We start from the raw sequence: 20,682 nt of genomic DNA, 5'->3' as shown, positions 1-20,682 counted from the left end.
GGAGGAGAATAACATGAAAGCCTCGCACCTATTTGGAGCCATTCTGGGCTCTGTCCTCGCACTCGGCACAGGCGTTGCTCCGGCACAGGCCGCGTCAAGCGAAATCAAGATCGTCTTGCCGGAAGAAGCCGACTTGCTCGAGCCCTGCATGGCGACGCGCTCCAATATCGGCCGCGTCATTATGGAGAATGTCAGTGAAACGCTGACCGAGCTCGATGTGCGCGGTAAACAGGGCGTCATGCCCCGCCTCGCTGAAAAGTGGCAACAGACCGGCGACGGCGCCTGGCGTTTCCATCTGCGTCAGGGCGTAAAATTCTCCGACGGCAAGGCCTTTGGCGCCAAAGATGTCAAATACAGCTTCGATCGCATTTTCAGCGACAAGAACGTCTGCGAATCCCGCCGTTATTTCGGCGGCATGAAGTTCGACGTGAAGGTCGTCGACGACAGCACCATCGATTTCAAGGTCGAGCCGGTTCAGCCGATCCTGCCGCTGTTGCTGTCGCTCGTCACCATCGTTCCGGAAGGCACGCCACTGGAGTTCGTCCGCGAGCCGGTCGGCACCGGCCCCTACAAGCTGTCCAACTGGACGCCGGGCCAGCAGATCGTTCTCGACGCGCGCGACGACTATTGGGGCAAGAAGCCCGCCGTCACCAAGGCCACCTATCTCTTCCGTGCCGATCCGGCCGTCCGCGCCGCCATGGTTCAGGCCGGTGAAGCCGATCTCGCTCCGTCGATCTCGCAGGTCGAAGCCACCAACGACAAGACCGACTTCTCCTATCTCGACAGCGAAACGGTGTATCTGCGCATCGATGGCAACATCGCGCCGCTCAATGATGTCCGTGTCCGCAAGGCGCTGAACCTCGCCATCGACCGTCAGGCCTTCATCGGCACGCTCGTGCCACAGGACGCGGTCCTGGCAACGGCTCTGGTGCCGCCGACGACGCTCGGCTGGAACCCGGACGTAAAGGTCTTCCCGTACGAACCGGATCAGGCCAAGAAACTGCTTGAAGAAGCAAAGGCTGACGGCGTCGCGGTCGATACCCCGATCACCGTTGTCGCCCGCACGGCAAACTTCCCGAACGTGACGGAAATCATGGAAGCCATCCAGACACAGTTGCAGGACGTCGGCTTCAAGATCGACCTGCGCTTCGTCGAGGTGGCCGAGCATGAGGTCTATTACTCGAAGCCGTTCAAGGAAGGTCGTGGTCCGCAGATCGTTGCCGCCATGCACGACAATTCCAAGGGTGACCCGTCCTTCACCATGTTCTTCAAGTACCACTCGAAGGGCACCCAGTCGGGTTACTCCGATCCGAAGGTCGATGATCTCATCGCCCGCGCTTCGGCCGCCACCGGTGATGAACGTGCAAAGCTGTGGTCGGAATTGATCGCCTATGTCCACGACGATCTCGTCGCCGATGTCTTGCTCTTCCACATGGTCGGTTATTCCCGCGTGTCCGAACGTCTGGACTTCAAGCCCAGCATCGCCACGAACTCGATGCTGCAGCTCTCCGAGATTGGCATCAAGAACTAACCCCGGACCATAATCTGAAGGGCGACCCTAATCGCCCGAATCGAAGCGAAATGGGCGGCGGTCCTGTCGCCGTCCATTCCAGCAAGATCGAGGTCACCATGCTCACTTTCATTCGCAAGCGCGCCTTCGCCAGCCTCATCTCGCTCGTCGGCCTGCTGGTCATGGTCTTCTTCCTGTCGCGCCTGACAGGCGACCCGGCTTCCCTGTTCCTCCCCGTCGAAGCATCCGCCGAAATGAAGGCCGAGTTCCGTGCATTGCACGGCCTCGACCAGCCGCTTCTCGTGCAATTCGGCCAGTATGTCGGCAATGTGGTGACCGGCGACCTCGGCGAAAGTCTGCGCAAAGCCCGCCCGGCGCTTGATGTCGTTCTCGAAGCCTTCACCTGGACGCTGTGGCTTGCCATCATCACCATGACCCTGGTCACGGTTGCGGCTATCGTCGTCGGCTCGCTTGCCGCCTTCCGCACCGGCGGTTTCTTCGACCGGTTTTCCTCGATAGTGTCGCTGATCGGCGCTTCCGTCCCTGATTTCTGGCTCGCCATCGTCGCGATCGTGGTCTTTGCCATCCAGTTGTCCTGGCTGCCGACATCCGGCACAGGTACGCTGTCGCATTGGATCCTGCCGATCTGTGTGCTGTTCGTACGCCCCTTCGGCATCATCGTTCAGGTGGTGCGCGGCTCAATGATCTCGGCACTCTCTTCCGCTTACGTGAAGACGGCCCGCGCCAAGGGCGTCAAATCCGGGCCGATCATCTTTGTCCACGCACTGCGCAACGCCATGCTGCCGGTCATCACCGTCATCGGCGACCAGGCCGCCAGCCTCTTGAACGGCGCAGTCGTCATCGAGACCATCTTTGGTTTCCCCGGCGTCGGCAAATTGATGATCGACAGCATCCTGCAGCGTGACTTCAACGTCGTGCTGGCGGCGATCCTCGTCACAGCTTTCGCCATCTTCCTCATGAACCTCGTGATCGATCTTGCCTACGCTCTGCTCGATCCGCGCATCCGCTACTGAGGGTCGACATGACCATGGCCATCCCATCTCACACGACCGACAACACCGTCGCCGCCGAGCCAAGCGCCTTCGTACGCATGGCGCGCATGCTATGGGCGGACAAGTTCGCGCTCTGCGCCGCCATCTTCCTTATCTTCGTCATTGTCATGGCGATCATCGGCCCAACCATTCTCCATGATCTCGCCACCAAGCAGAACCTGCGCGGCCGTAACCTCGCCCCATTCGATTTCAGCCGCGAATGGTTCATGTGGCTCGGCGCCGATGCGCTGGGCCGCCCGCTCTGGCCACGCATCATCGTCGCTACTCAGAACACCATCATGGTCGCTGCCGGGGCCGTGCTGATCTCGTCTGTCGTGGGCACGCTGCTCGGCCTGATCGCTGGCTTCGCGTCCGAGCGAACCAGTCAGATCATCATGCGTCTTGCCGACGTCATCATGTCCTTCCCGTCGCTACTGGTCGCCGTGATCGTGCTCTATATTCTCGGCTCGTCCATCCTCAACCTGATGCTGGTCCTTTCGATCACCCGTATTCCGGTCTATCTGCGCACCACCCGAGCCGAGGTTCTGGAAATCAAGAGCCGCATGTTCGTGCAGGCCGCCCGTGTCATGGGCGCATCGTCCAAGCGCATTCTCTTCCGCCACATCCTGCCCGTCGTCTTCCCGACGCTGACGACGCTTGCCACGCTTGATTTCGCCTATGTCATGCTGGCGGAAAGCGCGCTTTCCTTCCTCGGCATCGGCATCCAGCCGCCGGAAATTACCTGGGGCTTGATGATCTCCCAGGGCCGCCAATACCTCACCAATGCCTGGTGGCTGTCCTTCTGGCCCGGTCTGGCGATCATTCTTACTACGCTCTCGCTCAACCTTCTGTCCAACTGGCTGCGTATTGCGCTCGACCCCGTCCAGCGCTGGCGCCTGGAAATGAAAGGACCGAAAAGTGGCTGATCATCTTCTCGAAGTCCGTAACCTCTCCGTCGACTTCCACACCGTCACCGGCACCGTTCACGCCGTGCGCAACATCTCCTACTATCTCGACCGTGGCGAAACGCTTGCCATCCTCGGCGAGAGCGGTTCGGGCAAATCGGTATCGTCATCGGCGATCATGAACCTGATCGACATGCCGCCGGGCAAGATCACATCCGGCGAGATTCTTCTCGACGGCAAAGATCTGTTGAAAATGTCCGCCGAAGCCCGCCGCGAGGTGAACGGCCGCCGCATTGCAATGATCTTTCAGGACCCGCTCAGCCACCTCAACCCGGTCTATACCGTCGGCTGGCAGATGCGCGAGGCGCTGAAGACCCACGGCATCAGCACTAAGCAGGCACAGGCCGAAGCGTTGCGCCTTTTCAAGCGCGTTGCGCTGCCGGACCCCGAACGGGCGCTCGACAAATACCCGCACGAGTTTTCCGGCGGTCAGCGCCAACGCGTCATGATCGCTATGGCGCTTGCGCTGAAACCCGACCTGCTGATTGCAGACGAGCCGACCACCGCACTCGATGTAACCGTGCAGGCGGAAGTGCTAGCGCTTCTGAAGGAATTGCAGCGCGAAACAGGAATGGGCGTTCTCATCATCACCCACGATCTCGGCGTTGTCTCGGAAGTCGCAGATCGCGTCGTCGTCATGGAAAAGGGCCAGTTGGTCGAAAGCGGCACGGTGCGCGACGTCTACCGCAACCCGCAGCACGCCTATACGAAAAAGCTGATCGCCGCCGCCCCCGGGAAGGGCGAAATGCACGAGCCGGAAGCACAAAGCGAACCGATCCTCAGCGTCAAGGACGCCCGCAAGTCTTACGGCGACTTCGAGGCGCTTAAGGGCGTTTCCTTCGACCTCAAGCAGGGTGAAACCGTCGCCGTCGTCGGCGAAAGTGGCTCGGGAAAATCGACGCTTGCCCGCATCCTTTTGCGCCTGGAGGAGCCGGATGGCGGCACCGCGCATTGGAAGGGAAAAGACCTCTTCACCATGTCGCCGGGTGACTTATTCAAGCTGCGCCGCGACCTGCAGATGGTGTTTCAGGACCCCACCCAGTCGCTCAACCCGCGCATGACGGTCTATCAGCTGATTTCCGAGGCCTGGGTCATCCACCCGGAAATCCTACCCAAGGCCAAATGGCGCGAACGCGTTGGCGAACTGCTCGGTCAGGTCGGCCTCTCTCCGGAGCACGTGGGGCGTTACCCGCACCAGTTCTCCGGCGGCCAACGCCAGCGTATCGCCATCGCTCGCGCACTAGCGCTCGAACCGCAGTTGATCGTCTGCGACGAGGCCGTGTCAGCGCTCGACGTGTCGGTACAGGCGCAGGTGATCACGCTTCTCGACAAGCTGCGCAAGGAGATGGGCATCGCCTTCATCTTCATTGCTCACGACTTGCCGCTGGTGCGCGATTTCGCCGATTACGTGATGGTCATGCAGAAGGGCGAGGTCGTCGAGCTTGGCACCGTCGCGCAAGTCTTCGACAACCCGCAAAAGCCCTATACGCAGGCGCTTCTCGCCGCCAGCCTCGATCCCGACCCGGACGTGCAGGCCGCAAACCGCAACGCCCGCCTCGCAAGCGTTTCCTGATATTGATACCGGGGTAGAATGATGACCAAGAAAGCCTTCGTCGCAATAGTGACATGCTTCAACGACGACGAGACCATCAACTACGAAGCCACCCGCGCCCAAGTGCGCCGGCAGGTCGCGGCCGGCAACAACATCATGTGCGCCGGCACCAATGGTGACTTTTCCGCACTCACCCACGGCGAAAAGGTCAAGCTGCTGGAGGAAGTGGTCGATGAAGTCGGCGGTAAAGTCGATGTCATCGTCAATGCCGGTATGCCCGCCACGTTCGAAACCCTGCAGCTAGCGAAAGAATTCGACCGCATCGGCGTCACCGGCATCGCCGTCATTACGCCCTTCTTCATCGCCTGCGCGCAGGACGGCTTGATCCGCCACTTCTCGACGGTGGCAGACGCTGTCAACACACCGGTCTATCTTTACGACATCCCGGCCCGCACCCAGAATCACATCGAGCCGGAAACTGCCCGCAAGCTGGCCACCCACGGCAACATCGCCGGCATCAAGGATTCCGGCGGCGCGCAGGAAACCTTGGCTGCCTATCTTCAGGTCTCCAAGGAAGTCGAAGGTTTCGAAGTCTATTCCGGTCCCGACCACCTGGTCCTGTGGTCGCTGCAGAATGGTGCTGCCGGCTGCATTTCCGGTCTCGGGAACGCCATGCCGGACGTCTTGGCCGCCATCGTCGGTGGCTTCAACTCGGGCGATATCGCAGAAGCCGAACGTCAGCAGGAAATCTACACCGCCTTCCGCACAGACCTCTACGCCCACGGTTTCCCGCCGGCCATGGTCAAGCGCGCGCTCTACCTGCAGGATTCCTCTGTCGGCGCCAGCCGCCAGCCGGCGTTGCTTGCCGATACCGAACAGGACAAGAAGATTGTTGAAATCCTGAAGAAGTATGATCTCCTATTGGGTCAACGTGGATAATATCGTTCTTGCATCAATGCCGCTAGACCGCCGAATGTAAATGAGGCCCCTTCTTATTAGTGCCCTGATCCCACGCGCAGCTGCGGACGTGCTGGACCGAGGGTGATTTCGTGAGCGTCTACCGTCCCCGCACTCGTATCGTCCTTTCCGGACGGACGCTTGAAGCGCAGGCCATCGCACGATTGGCCGAGGCTTCCGGCTATGGGCTAGAGCAACTTTTGCTTTTATTTACGGCGGCTTTCAAGTTGCGGTTGGCAACGACACCGGAAAGGAGAGGCGACAACGGATCATCCCCTCCTCTGGGCATGAAACATCCGCCAAGCCCGAATGCAGCCGTCGGCGCCCTCGTACGAGATTACCCGGTCTCGATTGAACGATGGTCTTCTCCGCATCTGGAGCGAGACCGGCTGCACGATCGTCATGGTGACCACAACACCACTGAGAGCGTCTATCTGTCCCAACCGGGTCGTCGTCATGGCTCCACGGTCGGGCCGGATCTTCGGCTCAGTTGATGTTCGCGAACCCTATCCACGGACAAAGGAATATCGCGGCGGAGCTGTTGCCAATGAGGCTTTTGACACCGATTGCGTCCGAACTTGGGTAGGGCATGACAGGTCAAGCGATCAGCGCGACGTCAATCGTTGCCATGTCTTACGCCGAGCCGAACCGGACCGGCGGCTCGACCACCGTCCCAGTCCATGAATTACCGCCCACCCTCGATCTTGCGGTGGCGCTGGTTGATGCCGCCCTTGCCGTAGGGGGCGAGAGGGGCATAACCAATCCCGTCCGCGCGACCAAGTGAGAAAAAAATTCCTGCCTGCCGTCGCAGCCGACGACGGTCACCAGCTTTACGAAAACGAGCCGGCGATCCGATCGGCTGCAGCGGCGCCGGTCTCGTAAGCGCCGTGCCCCGTCGAATAACGCGACGTCGAACAGGCTTCGCCGGCAAAGAAGATCCGCTCGTCATGCGGCGCGGCGAGACGGCCGCGTTGATCGGAGGCGCTGGGTTCGGCGTAGGAATAGGAGCCGCCGATATGGGGCGCTGCGGCCCAGGCCGACATCGCGGCGACCGACAGCTCCTTGCGGATGTCGGCACCGAAATGTGCCGCCAGTTCATCGCCAGCGAAGGAGAAGGCAGCCTCTCTGCCTTGCCTCTCCAGATCATGCGCGAGGTCGCCGGCAAAATAGGCCTCGACGACGGGCGCGCCGAACGGCCGGAGCTGATAGGTGCCGGTCGCGCCGCGACGGGTAGAGCCGAGCATATGCGTGTCCGCCGACAGGGCCTGCTGATTTGCGAGCCTCAGGAAGAGCTTGTCTGCGAGCCCGAGCGGCAAACGGGCCGCTGCCTCGATCTTGTCAGGCAAAGGCGGGTCGAAGGCGATCTTGCCGGCGGCAAGCACATTGGTCGAAACCGTCAACAGCACCGCGCGGGCACTGAGCACACCCTGGTTCGTCTCGATGCCGATACGGCCGGCATGACGATGGTCAATGCGCGTGACCTCGGTGCAGCGCCTTGCCCGAACCGGCTTGCCGCAAAGCGAGACCAGCGTTCCATAGCCCTCGCGCACCCGCCAGTCAGGGCCGGGGCCGGGATCGTATCTGTTGTAATCGACGACCGACGACCGCTCCAGTTCGGCGCCGGTGATATAGGTGCCGACCGCCCGGATCTGGCCGTTCCAGGGATTGCCGGGCTCGAGCATATCGGCCATGGCCGCATCATTCCCCGCGTGGCTCTCAAGTCGCTCGAAATAGGCGCCGATCGCCTGCCTTGCGGCGCGCGCCTCCGCGTCACCGCCACGCCGAGCGGGTGCGCGGCATCGCCTTCATGGAAACCATTCTGCGGCCGATGAGCTGGGAGGATCTGCCAGGCGGCGGAAAGGCGCGTTATGAACTGTTGCGGGGCGCCGGAACCGGCGAGGCCAAGGTCCTCGACGAAAATTTCTTCATCGAACAGCCCTTGCGCGCGACCGTGCTGAAAGGGCTCGGCGATGCCGACTGGGATGTCTACCGTGCACCCTATCCGGACCGTAACAGCCGGCGCCCGCTGCTGGAATGGCCGCGCGCCATGCCGATCAACGGCGAGCCGGCCGATGTGGTCGCCAGGATCGAGGCCTATGACCGCTGGCTTTCCGCCAGTCTTGAGGTTCCCAAGCTGCTGCTGACCTTCGACGGGCCCTCCGAAACGCTGTTGATCGGCAGCGAGATGATTTCGTGGTGCCGCGACAACATCTCCGGCCTGGAGATCAGGGGTTGCGGGCGGGCACGCCATATCGCCCCCGAGGACCAGCCCGAGGCGATTGCCGCCGAAATCAAAAGCTGGATCGATCGCCGGCGGCTGAGAGCAGCGCACCGGAAGATCGCGGCGCGCGCTGGCTCGGCGGCACCGGCGACATGACAGACTGTTGCAATGTTGAGCCGGTTCATAGGTGGGATTAATCAGCCACCGTGAAGGTCCAATGCCACCGTTTCGATCGACGACCGAGCAGCGCCGTACGTGACGACCAGATGATCCTCCGCCACGGGGCGGCAATCTTGCATTCGACGAACGGCAGGCATCGCAGACTTGTTCGAGGGTGATATGGTTTCCACCTATGGACCGACGGCCCCCGATAGGTCTCCGATAGGAATGTGAGATGCGCATATTACTGATCGAGGATGAACCTCAAATGGCCGTGGCGCTCCGAGGCGCCCTGACCAGGCACGACATGGTTATGGATCACGTTTCGACCCTATGCGACGCCGAGCTGGTGATCGGCGACGGCGCCTACGACGCCGTGCTTCTGGATCGACAACTGCCCGACGGCGATGGCCTCGAACTCATTCCGAAGATCCGCAAGAAGGGGCTGACGCTGCCAATCATCGTCATCACCGCCAAGGGAGAGGTTCCAGACAGGATCACCGGCCTTGAGACCGGCGCCGACGATTACCTTGCCAAACCCTTCGTCTTTGACGAACTTCTGGCGCGGCTACGTGCCGTGATGCGCCGCTCCGAAACCTTGCGTCCGGCGCTGATCTCGATCGGCCGGCTTTCGTTCGATCCGACCTATTGCGACATCATCGTCTCCGGCCTGCGTCTGGAAATGCCGCGCCGGGAGGCGCTGGTGCTCGAATGCCTCATGCGCCGTGCCGGTCGCATGGTGCCGCGACCGGCCTTGATGGAAGCAGTCTTCGGCTTCGACGACGAGATCCAGTCGAACGCGCTCGATTCCCATATATCGCGGTTGCGGCGCAAGCTCGCAGCATCGCAGGCAGGCGTGGTCATCAACGTTATCCGGGGCGTGGGTTATCTCCTGCGTGAAGCATCATGAGCAAACGATGCTCCTATTCGCTGCGCAAGCGCCTGTTCTGGCGGCTTCTTGCCGTGCAATCGGTCGTGCTCATCCTGGTGATGATCGTGCTGATTTCGGTTGGCAAGATATCCGAATTCAGATCGACGGAGGGCACGATCGAGATCCTGCGCCAGGCCGTCTTCCGCCAGCCCACCGGAGAGTTGAGCGTGAGGGAGACCGAGGATCTGCGACAGCTGCGGAAGGAGGCGCCCGATCTCTGGTACACCATACGCGACATGCAGGGACATGTTTTGACCGAGGGCCGGATTCCGGAAGAATATGCCGCAATCGGCAACACGCTCGATCATGTCGGCGAGGCCGAGTTCGGCGTGAATCTCGGCGACCACGACCGTCCGGCTGCCCGGATGAAGTGGATTGCGACGGATTGGGGACAGGTGCAGTTTCTGACGGGCACCGACGGCCCCATCTCGTCCACCTTCATCCTGCTCAAGCTTTCGCTGGTCCTTGCGAAGATTGTTGTTCCGATCGTCGCGGTGATGGCGTTGGGTGCGTTGATCGCGACGCCGCTCGTCGTGCGACGATCGCTGGTCGGGATCGATCAGGCCGCGCTCCAGGCCGATACGATCGATATCGACCAGCGTGGCGGCCGGCTGTCGGAACACGATATTCCCGAAGAGATCGCGCCGCTGGTGCACGCCGTCAACCGCGCGCTCGGACGTCTCGACGAGGGTTACGAGCGGCAGGAACGGTTTCTGACCGATGCCGCCCATGAGCTGCGCACGCCGATCGCCATTCTGAATACGAGGATCGGATCCCTGCCGCACAGTTCGACCAAGACCGACCTCTTGGAAGATGCCGCCAGGCTTGCCGTTCTCACTGAGCAGATGCTCGATCTTCAGCGGCTGAAACAGGGCAAGGTCCAGTTCACCAATGTCGATCTCGGCCAGTTGGCGAGGAAGGTCATCATCGAGATGGCGCCGCTGGCCTTTGCTGCCGGCTACACGGTACAGTTCGATGTCGACGGCGCCGGCGAGATCGAGGGCGATCCTCTGGCGCTGCAGCGCGCCCTGATGAACATCCTGCAGAACGCGATCAACCACGGCGGGAGGAAAGGCACCATCTCGCTGACATCAGGCTGCAACTGGATCGAAGTCAGAGACGAGGGACCGGGTATCCCCGCCGATATGCGCGATCGGATATTCGAGCCTTTCTTCAAGCGCCATCACGACGGACGCGGCGCCGGTCTCGGCCTCAATCTCGTTCGCGACATCCTGCGCATGCACGGCGGCGAGGTGACGATCGACAACCGCAATCCCGGCACGGTCTGCCGGCTGAGCTTCCCGCCGGACAAAGCGGCAGGCGCTGACACGCCGCCGCATCTGGCGACTGCATAATTCAAAGTGCCGCAGCGTTCCTTGCGCCTCGCGAAAAGACCGGCGGCTTTGTCATGCGATGGATTAAATCGCGTCTCCGTGACATACAGATTCGATGAGCGTGCACAGAGATTCGCAACTCGACATGTTTGCCAAGGCATCGCCGGCGACGGCCAAGGCACGCGGTCCATCGCGCCGGCGGCCGTCGCTGCCAGGCGCCTACTCCAATGAAGACATGGCGCGGGCGCTCGAAGAGAGCGGCAATTATCGCATCTTGAGAAAACTGGCCGCCCGGCCGATTGCGTCGGTCAGACAGCCGGGGTTTTCGCGCCTCGGCGTCATTCTCGATACGGAGACCACGGGTCTCAACCATCGCAGCGACGAGATCATCGAAATCGGCGCCGTCGCCTTCACCTTCGATGATGACGGTGCGATCGGCGATATCGTCGGCATTTACGGAGGCCTGCAACAGCCGTCCCGACCGATCCCGCCCGAGATCACCCGTCTGACGGGGATTACCGATGCGATGGTCGAAGGACAGCTCATCGATATCCAATCGCTGAGAACGCTGATCGAGCCGGCGGATCTGATCATTGCCCACAATGCCGGTTTCGACCGGCCGTTCTGCGAGGCCTTCTCGAAGATTTTCACCGGCAAGGCCTGGGCATGCTCGGTTTCGGAGATCGACTGGAACGGCCGCGGCTTCGAGGGTACGAAGCTCGGCTATCTCGTCGGCCAGGCCGGGTATTTCCATGAGGGCCATCGCGCCGTGGACGACTGCCACGCACTGCTGGAAATCCTCGATCGAGAGCAGCGCGGCGGTGAAAGCCCGTTCACCGAGCTTTACCGCGCCAGCCAGCGCTCGCGCATCCGCATCTTTGCCGAACACAGCCCGTTCGAGATGAAGGATCATCTGAAGGCGAGGGGTTACCGCTGGTCGGACGGCAGCGACGGTCGCCTGAAGTCCTGGTGGATCGAAGTGGGCGAAGAGGATCTCGACAACGAGCTCTCCTATCTGCGTTCGGATATTTACCGATGGGCCGAGGCGGAGCCGCCGATCGTGCGGCTGACGGCCTTCGATCGTTTCAAACTCTGACCGCGAAGTGGTTCGGATCCTGATCGCTGCAAGATATGGCGACCCATGCAAGTGCCGCATAGGTGCACTGATGCATTGGCGCTGCAATAATCAGCGGTCTCGTATTATATACAGCTCATCGAAGCGAACGAAGCGCCAAGGACTGGCAGCTAAGCTTCGAAAGCCCACGAAAGGGGATCATCATGAACGTAGCACGCTCTTTCAATAACTGGCGCAAGTACCGTCAGACGGTCGCTGAACTGGGTCGTATGTCCGCACGCGAACTGGACGACCTCGGCATCGGCCGCGGCGACATCCGCAACGTCGCCCGCGCAGCCATCGCCCGCTAACGGCAGCTTAGACCAAGCATCTTCAAGACCATGCCAGCGCCTGCTTCCTCCCGAGCGGGCGCTTTTGTGCTTCCGGCGAATGGACCAGGGTAATCGAGCCTCCCGCTTTTCGCATAACGCATAGCTGCCCTGCAAAGAAATGCCTATCAACTGAGCAAGAAATAAGTATGATTATTTCTATCGAAGCGATGCACCTCCTCCCGCGTCCCTTCGATGTACAGGCGCCCCATCCTCCTCCCAGGGTCGTCTGTGGAATGACAGCACTCCTCCTCCCAGCTGTCGTTCGGTTTTTTACGAAAGCCTGCCGCACCTCCTCCCGCGGCAGGCTTTTTCGTTTTGGCCGATACACTGCCGGATCGCGCCAAGAGCGACCGCTTGCGATCCATTGCTGTGATGGCGTCATCATCTCCGGAAATTCTCCTGTCTATCCCAAATTCGCTTCGTGCTCTTGCAGGCCTTACGTCTCCCTAAGCGCGCACGGACAAACATGTTGACACCAAACTTGTCGTACAACTATGTAACCGGATGGATACCGCCGCAGCGGAACAGGCCGGACAAGACCGGCTTCCGCAATAGCGACGACCCATAGCGACAATGAAGCGGAAGGAAAATTGACATGCAGATCGACGTGAGGCACACCTCCCACCCAGAGGCCGTGCGCAGTTTCGACACGGAGACGCTGCGGCGTCACTTTCTGGTGGAAACCGTCTTCGCGAGTGGCGAGATCCGGCTCACCTATTCACATTACGACCGGATGGTCATCGGCGGCGCGACGCCGCTCGGCCCCGGGTTGACGCTGACGGCGCCGACGGCGATCGGACAGGAAACCTTCCTTGCCGAGCGAGAACTCGGCGCCCTGAACATCGGCGGTGCCGGCCGCATCATCGTCGACGGCACGAACTACGATCTTGCCAAATATGATTGCCTCTATGTCGGCAAGGGTGCCAGGGACATCAGCTTCGAGAGCGCGGATGCCGCCAATCCGGCAAAATTCTATCTGGTCTCGACGCCAGCGCATCAAACGCACCCGACCGTATTGCTCACCCGCGAAAAGGCCCGTCACCTGACGCCGGGCGAAGCCGCGACGGCCAATAAGCGGTCGATCTACCAGTTCATCCATCCGGACGTCTGCCAGTCCTGCCAACTCACCCTGGGCTTCACCATGATCGAGCCGGGCAGCGTCTGGAACACCATGCCGGCCCATACGCATGACCGCCGCATGGAAGCCTATCTCTATTTCGATCTGGAAGCGGAGCAGCGTGTCTTCCACTTCATGGGCGAGCCGCAGCAGACCCGGCATATGCTTGTCGCCAACGAACAGGCGGTCATCTCGCCGCCCTGGTCGATCCATTCGGGCGCCGGCACCAAGAATTACAGCTTCATCTGGGCGATGGCCGGCGACAATAAGAGCTTCACCGACATGGACCATATCGCCATCGCGGATCTGAGGTGAGCGTCGTGACAAATCCCTTCGATCTTTCCGGCCGGGTTGCCGTCGTCACCGGCGCCAATACAGGGCTCGGCCAGGCCATCGCGGCAGCTTTGGCGCAGGCCGGTGCGTCGATCGTCGCCGTCGGGCGCTCCTCGATGGACGAAACCGAGGCGCTGGTGCAGGAAGCGGGAAGTCGCTTCCATGTCGTCAAGGCCGATCTCGCCAGCATCGAACCGGTCAAGGGGATCGTCACTGAGACCATCCAGACCTTCGGCGGCCTCGACATCCTCGTCAACAATGCCGGCATCATCCGCCGCGCCGATGCGCTCGACTTCACCGAGGAAGACTGGGATGCGGTCATCGACGTCAATCTGAAGACCGCCTTCTTCCTGTCGCAGGCAGCCGGCCGCCATATGGTCGACAGGGGCAGGGGCAAAATCATCAACATCGCCTCGCTGCTTTCCTTCCAGGGCGGTATCCGCATCCCGTCTTATACCGCCTCGAAAAGCGGACTTGCCGGGTTGACGAAACTGCTTGCCTGCGAATGGGCCGGCAAGGGCGTCAACGTCAACGCCATCGCCCCCGGTTATTTCGTCACCAACAACACCACGGCGCTGCGTGAGGATCCGGACCGTAACGCCGCCATCCTCGCCCGCATTCCGGCCGGCCGCTGGGGAACGCCTGATGAACTTGGCGGTGCGGCCGTATTCCTGGCATCGTCGGCATCCGACTACGTGCATGGAACGGTGCTGCCCGTCGATGGCGGCTGGCTGGCGCGGTAATCGGTTTCGGCGCAGCCGCCCCGACACCAGGATCGAAACAGGATGACGGATAAGGACAACGGAGTCTTCAATATCTTTCAGCAGGCGCCGAACCTGCGCAGCAACCTTGCCGATATGTTGACGGCGCAAATCGAGTCCGGCGACCTGAAGCCCGGCCAGCGCCTGCCGACCGAACAGGCGATCATGACGGCGACCGGCGTCAGCCGGACGATCGTTCGCGAAGCGCTCGCCGCGCTGCGCGCGAAGGGGCTGATCACCACGCGGCAAGGCCTTGGGGCTTTTGTCTCGAACGATCCGACGCCGAGATCCTTCTCCATCATTCCCAATGACCTACAGTCGATCGACGAGGTTCTGCGCGTGCTGGAACTGCGCATGGGGATCGAATACGAAGCCGCGGGTCTTGCCGCGATGCGGCGCACGCAGGAGGACATCGATCGTATGCAGGATCGTCTCGATGAGCTCGACAAGGCGCTGGAGGAGGGTGGATATGGCGCGCAAGAGGACTACGCCTTCCACAGATCCATTCTGGTCGCGACGCACAACTCCTATTACGGCCGCCTCTTCGACACGTTCGGCAACATCATGGTGCCGCGGCAATGGGCGCGCTTGGACAAGATGACATCAGCCGAACGCAAGCGCCATGCGGCGCGTATGCGCAGGGAACACCACGCCATCTTCGCGGCGATCCGCGACCGGGACGAGGCTGCCGCGCGCCGCGCCATCCGAAGCCACCTATCGAAGAGTGCCGCGCGCTTCGAAGAGTTGCGCGACGCTACTGCATAGACAACGCCTCGTCCTGAACTGTTACGCCTTGGGTTTCGGCTTCATTAGCCGACGCCAGGCGGCGTAATCGGTTTGCAGATCGGCGGAGGCATGGATTGCGGGCAGAAGCGGTTTGCGTTTGCGCCGGCCGAAGCGCCGTTTGAAACCCAGGATATTTTCGACGAAGCTTCTGGTATAGAGCCCGGGGCCGCTTGAATAGATCCGCCATCCGTCGTCGACGGCGATCTCTCCTGCCTTGACGCGCTCCCATTCGGCCGCCGCCTGATAACGGTCATGGAAAGCTGCATCGCTGCTGCTGAAATAGGTGTTGCGCTGGCGCAGCGAAGCATGCGGCAGCGCCGTGGTGACAGAAATCGGATTGACGACGGCGATCGCCTTCCAGAGCTCTTCCGCTTCGGCATCGAGTGCCAGCGTTTCGCAGTAACGCAGATGCGCATGCACATACATCAGCCCGATCTCGCGGCCGAAGAAGGAGGAAGATTCCGCCCGGCGAAACAGCGTCTCAGGCCCGCCGGCATAGGTCGCCGGTTTTTCCATCAGCCGCACGCCGTCGGGGAAGAGCAGATGCTCTTCGATCAGCTTCATATGATTGCGTCTCTGAACCGGCGTGAAGAGGCCGCCGAGCATCGCCTGCGTCATCGAGATCAGTGAGTAATGCAAGCCGGTGCGCCGATCGCTCGGATGCAGCAGCAATTCGACGCCATCATGGCTGGGATCGAAGATACCGTAGCCGGCAACAACGCCGTCGCGCACGAGATGACGGTTGAAATCCCGGCGCATCGCCGTTGCGATCCTCCTCAAGCCCTTGGCCTTGTTGCCATGACCGAGGCGGCGCAGGATCGCGGAATAACGGACGATCTGCTCGTAGAGCAGGGCAACGGTCCAGCTGCTGACCATCCAGTCGCGCAGATGCGGATCGGCCGGCTGCAGGGAATCGTTCCAGTCTCCCTCGCCGTAGCGGATCAGATGCGTTCCAGGGATGAAAGCTTCGCGAACAGTCCCGAGCAGCTTCTCGACATGGATCGCGATGGTGTCCGGCTCCGGCGCCCTGGCCATCGTCTTTTCGTCGCGCCAGGAGACTTTCTCGTCGAGGATAGCGAGATCACCTGTCGCTTCGATATAGTCGCAGAGCGCTTTCAGCGGCCAGACGACGATGTCGCCGTGACTATCGCCTGCCCGGATGTTGGCGTAGGGCTCCAGCATGAACCATTGCGGCCAATCGCCTTTGTCAAGGTATTGTTCGCTGAAGACGGTCTTCAGCACCTCCTTGGCTTCGCGATCATGCTCGTAGGCGAGCAGGAATTCGATCGGCCCCTGGCATGCGTCGCGTGTGCCCCAGGCCGCACCCGTATATTGCTCGAGGCCGTGCGGCACGCTCAGATGCACGATGGCATCATGCGCGAGCCAGGGCAGCAGGGTCGTCTGCGCCGCGAGGTCGGGCGAGGTGCTGGCGATCGTCAGGCCGTGCACGGTGTTCCGCCAGAATTTTGATGCCGGTGCAAGCAAGGCTTCATCAGTGACGCCGGCCTCATAACGTTGCGCCAATCGCTCGGCTTCCAACGCATCGGTCATCGAGCCGACGACGGCGAAGGAAAGCACTTGCGTCGGGCGGGATCTGAGCGCCACGAAGGCGCCGTTGCGCGTTATACCATCGCTGTAGAGCAGTTCGTCGCCGCCGATTTCCTCGATCGCGTCGGGCGTCGAACTCACCAGCCAATAGCTAGCGTCGGGATAACGCTCGCCCCAGAGCCAGGCCGGGTCCGGCCGGAAAAGGATGCGTTTGCCCGACGGATCGAATTCGATCTGCCCGCCCGCGTCATATTCGCGCTCGCCAAGCACGACGTGGCCGAACACCAGAAAGCGGCACGGCTTGCCCTCGACGGAGACGGTCCACTGCATCGCCGCATCCTCGCCGGAGGCGACCGCCGACACGATGATCGTGCGTTCGGGGAGGCGATAGATCCAGCGGCAATCGCTGAGCCCCATTTCGAAAGCCGACGGCACCGCCAGAAGCTGCCAGCCGGCGCCGACATCCGCCATGATGCGCAGTCCGCTGGCGCGGGTCAGATTGTAGGGGTCGCGGGAGACCGAAAAGAGCTTGTGAAAGGACGTATTGCCGATCGTCAGCTGGGCCGCGAAAATGCCCTGCATCCAGCAGGTCGCGGCAAGCGTCGCATCGTCGAGCAGCATATTCTCACCGCTTCTGACGATCGCGCCGTGACGGCGTGCCACAATCAGCTCCTTGTCGCGCAGGACCACATGACGGTTCAGAACGCCATCCGGCACGAAAAACGAAAGAAGCTTTCCGTCAACGCGCTCTTCCAGGCTCCGCTCCGGATAGAGCTTGCCGATCGCCTTTTTATCCAGCGCCTCGGCCTTCAGCAAAGCAGCATCCTGGAGCAGGCTGCGGACCGGCGCTCCCTCCGCAATTTCGGCGGCCGCACTGTCTGTCGCCGCGAGCTCGTCAAGCCGTGAAAGGTCGGCATCGCTCGACGCCTCGATATGATCGGCGGCGAACACGGCAAAGAAGGTCGCGGTCGCGCCGCTTGCTGGCACGGAGAGCGATTTCGACTGAATGGCGGGACAGGCGGTCTCCTGCTGCCGCCGTTTGCTCGGCAGGCTGGTGCCGAAGGGGCCGACCAGCAAGTCGTCGAGGCGGTCGCTCGCCTGCACCATCTGGATCGCATCCGTGGCATAGGCAGCCGCCCCATCGAGGCAGCCCTGCGCGAGCCAGGGGTTGCGGGCGCCCGACTGCTTGAGATTTTGCCGGTTCATCACGACAAGGCCGAATGTCTCGTGATCGGCGATATGATGATCGACATATTGCGAGGCATAGGCTTCGCTGTTCATCAAGAAGCCGCGATCGCCGAGGCCGACGTCCTGGATCAGCACCAGATCGACCGGCAGCGTCCCATCCTTCAGATGCCGGATGGAGACACGCCAGAACCAGGCCGTTTCGGAAGGATGAAGCTCAAGGCGGACATTGTAGCCGATATCGCCTCTCTTGCCGCTCCAGGAGAGGCTCGTCGCATCGTGCCCGAAGCTGCCATCGGCGCGGGGCCCGACAAGCTCGAAGACGTCAGGCGCTGCGCCGCCGATGCGCAGATAAAGGCGACTGACGCCGCCGGCGAGCGGCGAGCCCTGAATCTGGTTGATCTGCACCGATCCCTTGTCGTCGGCATATTCGATGGCAAACAGGGTGCCGTTCGGCAGGGCCGATATCGACAGGCCGGAACCGTTGCTGATCGTGAAGAGGCCAAGCTCGTCGCGTCGCGGCATTTGAAAACTGCGGTCAAGGTCCATGGCCATTGAGATCTCGTCGATTGGCTTCAAAGGGGAATTGGAGGATGACGCAAAATGGTTGAGAGAAATCTTACCGCTATCGCCGGTTCTCGATCAGGGCCTTGAAAGCCAGGCCAGTCGATATCACTTGATGTTCCAATTCGATAGTTGCACCGATAGGTCATTGCCAAAGCTTCAAAGGACCTGTGGTGGCCGGTGACGATGATGCCGTCAGATGCTCAATGGCGCCATACCGCGGGAACGGAGTTCCCTATCGTTTAAGTTCAAGGCAAACTGGGACGGAAAGTGCTGATTCCGTCTGTGCGTGCTTCTTGACGCAACTCGCAGCTCCTATTCAACGAGGTGACTATTGACGCAGTTCTTCGAAACCACCCAAGGGATCATGGCAATGGGAGCGTTCATCGGGGCTGGCGGTTTAGCCGCTGGCTCGTTGCTTCCCATCGTCATTCGACTTGCGAAGTCTAGGATCAACCGGCGCCCGAAAGCCGAGGTTAGAAACCTAGCGATGCTGACGGTGCTGGCCCTAGATGATTTTGTCGGAGCCAGCTATGCGGCCGTTCACGACATGCCCGAATTCAATCCTATGGATGAAGGCGAATTCGCGTTTCACGTTCGCGATCCAACCCTTGCACTTCCGCACGACGCAAACTGGGGGCTTTTTAATACCGAGCTTTCAGAAGAAATTTTGTGGTTGTCGAACCGAGTGAAGACCCTTTCTTATGCGTTGGATAGTCTTGATCTTTCCAAGCCCGGATACGATGGCTTCTTCGAGCGACGCCAAGAAGGTTATGCTGGCCTGGCGGCTGAAGCGATGGACATTATTGAGCGTATGCTCGAAGAGTTTGACCTCACCCTGCCTGCCAAGCCAGATTATTATCGCCAGCGGGAAGGTCTCGTTTCAGCTGTCCAAAAGGCTGGAGAAAACAACTCGCGGCGCTCAAAGGCGCGTGCTCTCGCGCACCCGAGTGGGTCAAATGTGCTGCAACTGTTCCCAAAGGCGAACGACGACGCCGAGTAAATCAAACGAAATCGTCGAACCCGATCAAGGGCATTGTGTCCTCACGCATGGCCTCTTCTCCATAGGATGGCTCGTTTCATCGCGGCTTAGTCCGGCGCCAGATCGACGCCTTCTAAAAAGTTCAAGACCCAGGCCGCGGTAGCAGCGTTCAAGATCCATCCTCCACGGCTCCTTCGGCTGGATGGTCCGCCGTTGCATAGCTGCATTGCACAAAAAATGTTTTCCAACTGGTCAAAAAAGGAGCATGGTGATTGCAGCTGATGCAACACGACGGCTTTCCTCCCAGTTCCGTCGTTTCAGCTGTTCCCCTCTGGAGGTTTATACCTTCACAATTAAAGGGCCACGGTTCTCCGTCGGCCCTCTTTTTTTGTCTGCGAAAATCACGCGTTGCCGTCGGGGTTGATCGACCGCGATCCAATTCCCAGGCGCTGGCCTCGGTCCTATAAGCGTAACTCCGTCATCAATAGAGTTGTTTGTGATCGGAGCGAATATGCGAACTACGTCGCGACATGATAGCTTTAGGGTGTCGACAATCGTTAGCAAGCCTGTCGCACCGTGTCCGAGTGATATCTGGACTTTTACGGCACCACAGGCGTTCGATTGTGATCGGGATGCCGACGTCCGCTTCGCGGAGACGGAACTTCGCCGCCGTGGCAACGCGGACGTAAAGGTGGCTGACGAAGCCGAGCAGGGAACACTGCTTTAGGAGTTCTTCGGCTCCTGCAGCGAAAGCGACATAGCGGTGAGGGTTTGATGGCAGAACGGATGTCTGAACGCGCCAAGGGTGACATCGACGCTATCTTGGAACGGCTCTATCGGGTTTCCCCGGAGCTGGATAGAATTGCCGCCGACTGCGAGAGAGCTTTGCGGCTCAATGCTGAAGCAAGAGGCGATTACATTTCGCCACGAACCATGCAGGCGTTTGCCGAAATGCGCGATGCCGTAAGCGCGCTGTATGGCGCGGCGCAGAATGCGATGAAGGAAGCCGATAGGTTCTTTAAGCCCAAATCGTAGGTTAGATTTGCTGCCATTACGCGATAGGACCATGGAGCGGCACAGCTGATGAATTCAACCACTCGCCAAGTTAACCGTTCATCTTCGGGAGCTTAAACAACGAGGAGCTCCTCCCAACCTTAGCAGCGGCCTCTCAGGCTCCGGCCTTTAGCTTCAGATCAGATGTACGAACGGATCACCTTGCAGAATGTCATGAAACGCCCAGGTAAAACTGGAAACGGCCATCGCGGCTTGCGGCTGTGAT

At 60.7% G+C, this 20,682-nt stretch carries 16 protein-coding genes and 3 pseudogenes; 17 read left to right on the top strand and 2 right to left on the bottom strand.

What is annotated here, in order from left to right; all coding sequences use genetic code 11:
- The first annotated feature begins 13 nt into the window (after nucleotides 1-13).
- From V8P77_RS11605 to V8P77_RS11575, 7 genes and pseudogenes are all read left to right on the top strand, one after another.
- On the top strand, nucleotides 14-1,531 hold the full coding sequence (locus tag V8P77_RS11605; protein ID WP_335912770.1) for an ABC transporter substrate-binding protein: 1,518 nt from the start codon (nucleotides 14-16) through the stop codon (nucleotides 1,529-1,531).
- 98 nt (nucleotides 1,532-1,629) lie between these two features.
- On the top strand, nucleotides 1,630-2,544 hold the full coding sequence (locus V8P77_RS11600; RefSeq protein ID WP_335912906.1) for an ABC transporter permease: 915 nt from the start codon (nucleotides 1,630-1,632) through the stop codon (nucleotides 2,542-2,544).
- Nucleotides 2,545-2,558: 14 nt separating this feature from the next.
- Entirely contained in the window at nucleotides 2,559-3,488 is a 930-nt protein-coding gene (locus V8P77_RS11595; protein ID WP_373694579.1) for an ABC transporter permease, read from the top strand.
- Entirely contained in the window at nucleotides 3,481-5,100 is a 1,620-nt protein-coding gene (locus V8P77_RS11590; protein ID WP_335912766.1) for an ABC transporter ATP-binding protein, read from the top strand. Before V8P77_RS11595 ends, V8P77_RS11590 begins: the two co-directional genes overlap by 8 nt.
- A 21-nt stretch (nucleotides 5,101-5,121) precedes the next feature.
- Nucleotides 5,122-6,018, top strand: a complete 897-nt coding sequence (locus tag V8P77_RS11585) for a dihydrodipicolinate synthase family protein (RefSeq protein WP_335912765.1) — start codon at nucleotides 5,122-5,124, stop codon at nucleotides 6,016-6,018.
- Nucleotides 6,019-6,101: 83 nt separating this feature from the next.
- A pseudogene (locus V8P77_RS11580) lies at nucleotides 6,102-6,221 on the top strand (XdhC family protein); the annotation flags it as partial.
- Between the two features lie 404 nt (nucleotides 6,222-6,625).
- Nucleotides 6,626-6,820, top strand: a complete 195-nt coding sequence (locus V8P77_RS11575; protein ID WP_335912763.1) for a hypothetical protein — start codon at nucleotides 6,626-6,628, stop codon at nucleotides 6,818-6,820.
- Between the two features lie 46 nt (nucleotides 6,821-6,866).
- On the opposite strand, the pseudogene V8P77_RS11570 reads toward V8P77_RS11575, so the two are convergent.
- Nucleotides 6,867-7,808: pseudogene (locus V8P77_RS11570) on the bottom strand (flavin monoamine oxidase family protein); the annotation flags it as partial.
- A 2-nt stretch (nucleotides 7,809-7,810) separates the two neighbouring features.
- Here V8P77_RS11570 and V8P77_RS11565 point away from each other — a divergent pair.
- The 8 genes and pseudogenes from V8P77_RS11565 to V8P77_RS11530 all read left to right on the top strand — a co-directional run.
- Nucleotides 7,811-8,413 (top strand): annotated as a pseudogene (locus V8P77_RS11565) (haloalkane dehalogenase); the annotation flags it as partial.
- 238 nt (nucleotides 8,414-8,651) lie between these two features.
- Nucleotides 8,652-9,326: a response regulator transcription factor gene (locus tag V8P77_RS11560; RefSeq protein WP_011655266.1), complete on the top strand. Its 675-nt coding sequence runs from the start codon at nucleotides 8,652-8,654 to the stop codon at nucleotides 9,324-9,326.
- Entirely contained in the window at nucleotides 9,323-10,702 is a 1,380-nt protein-coding gene (locus V8P77_RS11555) for a sensor histidine kinase (RefSeq protein WP_335912761.1), read from the top strand. Before V8P77_RS11560 ends, V8P77_RS11555 begins: the two co-directional genes overlap by 4 nt.
- Nucleotides 10,703-10,796: 94 nt before the next feature.
- Nucleotides 10,797-11,777: a 3'-5' exonuclease gene (locus tag V8P77_RS11550; RefSeq protein WP_335912759.1), complete on the top strand. Its 981-nt coding sequence runs from the start codon at nucleotides 10,797-10,799 to the stop codon at nucleotides 11,775-11,777.
- A 182-nt stretch (nucleotides 11,778-11,959) separates the two neighbouring features.
- On the top strand, nucleotides 11,960-12,106 hold the full coding sequence (locus tag V8P77_RS11545; protein ID WP_003594835.1) for a DUF1127 domain-containing protein: 147 nt from the start codon (nucleotides 11,960-11,962) through the stop codon (nucleotides 12,104-12,106).
- Between the two features lie 616 nt (nucleotides 12,107-12,722).
- Nucleotides 12,723-13,559, top strand: coding sequence for a 5-dehydro-4-deoxy-D-glucuronate isomerase (kduI, locus tag V8P77_RS11540; RefSeq protein WP_335912758.1), 837 nt, complete (start codon nucleotides 12,723-12,725; stop codon nucleotides 13,557-13,559).
- The gene (kduD, locus tag V8P77_RS11535) at nucleotides 13,556-14,320 is read left to right on the top strand and encodes a 2-dehydro-3-deoxy-D-gluconate 5-dehydrogenase KduD (RefSeq protein ID WP_335912757.1); all 765 of its coding nucleotides are present in this window, start codon (nucleotides 13,556-13,558) and stop codon (nucleotides 14,318-14,320) included. The genes kduI and kduD overlap by 4 nt, the downstream gene beginning before the upstream one ends.
- 42 nt (nucleotides 14,321-14,362) lie before the next feature.
- Nucleotides 14,363-15,103: a FadR/GntR family transcriptional regulator gene (locus V8P77_RS11530; RefSeq protein WP_335912755.1), complete on the top strand. Its 741-nt coding sequence runs from the start codon at nucleotides 14,363-14,365 to the stop codon at nucleotides 15,101-15,103.
- A gap of 21 nt (nucleotides 15,104-15,124) precedes the next feature.
- Here the strand turns inward: V8P77_RS11530 and V8P77_RS11525 are convergent, their stop codons facing one another.
- Nucleotides 15,125-18,412 (bottom strand): cellobiose phosphorylase, encoded by a 3,288-nt coding sequence (locus V8P77_RS11525; protein ID WP_335912753.1) that lies wholly within the window; start codon nucleotides 18,410-18,412, stop codon nucleotides 15,125-15,127.
- 343 nt (nucleotides 18,413-18,755) lie between these two features.
- Between V8P77_RS11525 and V8P77_RS11520 the strand changes: the two genes are divergently transcribed.
- Together V8P77_RS11520 and V8P77_RS11515 are read left to right on the top strand one after the other, a co-directional pair.
- Nucleotides 18,756-19,424 (top strand): hypothetical protein, encoded by a 669-nt coding sequence (locus V8P77_RS11520; protein WP_335912752.1) that lies wholly within the window; start codon nucleotides 18,756-18,758, stop codon nucleotides 19,422-19,424.
- A 753-nt stretch (nucleotides 19,425-20,177) separates the two neighbouring features.
- The gene (locus V8P77_RS11515) at nucleotides 20,178-20,438 is read left to right on the top strand and encodes a hypothetical protein (RefSeq protein ID WP_025397589.1); all 261 of its coding nucleotides are present in this window, start codon (nucleotides 20,178-20,180) and stop codon (nucleotides 20,436-20,438) included.
- The last annotated feature ends 244 nt before the right edge of the window (nucleotides 20,439-20,682 follow it).

The organism is Rhizobium aouanii (genome assembly GCF_037002925.1).
In the GTDB taxonomy this organism is placed as follows: Bacteria; Pseudomonadota; Alphaproteobacteria; order Rhizobiales; family Rhizobiaceae; genus Rhizobium; species Rhizobium aouanii.
The sequence above is the reverse complement of the archived record's forward strand: the minus strand, read 5'-3'. Positions and strand labels throughout refer to the sequence as shown.

Excerpts from the sequence above, each read along its gene's own strand:
- V8P77_RS11575 (WP_335912763.1), top strand. The coding sequence starts at position 6,626 with ATGACAGGTCAAGCGATCAGCGCGACGTCAATCGTTGCCATGTCTTAC.
- V8P77_RS11600 (WP_335912906.1), top strand. The coding sequence starts at position 1,630 with ATGCTCACTTTCATTCGCAAGCGCGCCTTCGCCAGCCTCATCTCGCTC.
- V8P77_RS11530 (WP_335912755.1), top strand. The coding sequence starts at position 14,363 with ATGACGGATAAGGACAACGGAGTCTTCAATATCTTTCAGCAGGCGCCG.
- kduI (WP_335912758.1), top strand. The coding sequence starts at position 12,723 with ATGCAGATCGACGTGAGGCACACCTCCCACCCAGAGGCCGTGCGCAGT.
- V8P77_RS11595 (WP_373694579.1), top strand. The coding sequence starts at position 2,559 with ATGGCCATCCCATCTCACACGACCGACAACACCGTCGCCGCCGAGCCA.
- V8P77_RS11585 (WP_335912765.1), top strand. The coding sequence starts at position 5,122 with ATGACCAAGAAAGCCTTCGTCGCAATAGTGACATGCTTCAACGACGAC.
- V8P77_RS11525 (WP_335912753.1), bottom strand. The coding sequence starts at position 18,412 with ATGGCCATGGACCTTGACCGCAGTTTTCAAATGCCGCGACGCGACGAG.
- V8P77_RS11605 (WP_335912770.1), top strand. The coding sequence starts at position 14 with ATGAAAGCCTCGCACCTATTTGGAGCCATTCTGGGCTCTGTCCTCGCA.
- V8P77_RS11560 (WP_011655266.1), top strand. The coding sequence starts at position 8,652 with ATGCGCATATTACTGATCGAGGATGAACCTCAAATGGCCGTGGCGCTC.
- V8P77_RS11550 (WP_335912759.1), top strand. The coding sequence starts at position 10,797 with ATGAGCGTGCACAGAGATTCGCAACTCGACATGTTTGCCAAGGCATCG.
- V8P77_RS11515 (WP_025397589.1), top strand. The coding sequence starts at position 20,178 with ATGGCAGAACGGATGTCTGAACGCGCCAAGGGTGACATCGACGCTATC.
- V8P77_RS11545 (WP_003594835.1), top strand. The coding sequence starts at position 11,960 with ATGAACGTAGCACGCTCTTTCAATAACTGGCGCAAGTACCGTCAGACG.
- V8P77_RS11555 (WP_335912761.1), top strand. The coding sequence starts at position 9,323 with ATGAGCAAACGATGCTCCTATTCGCTGCGCAAGCGCCTGTTCTGGCGG.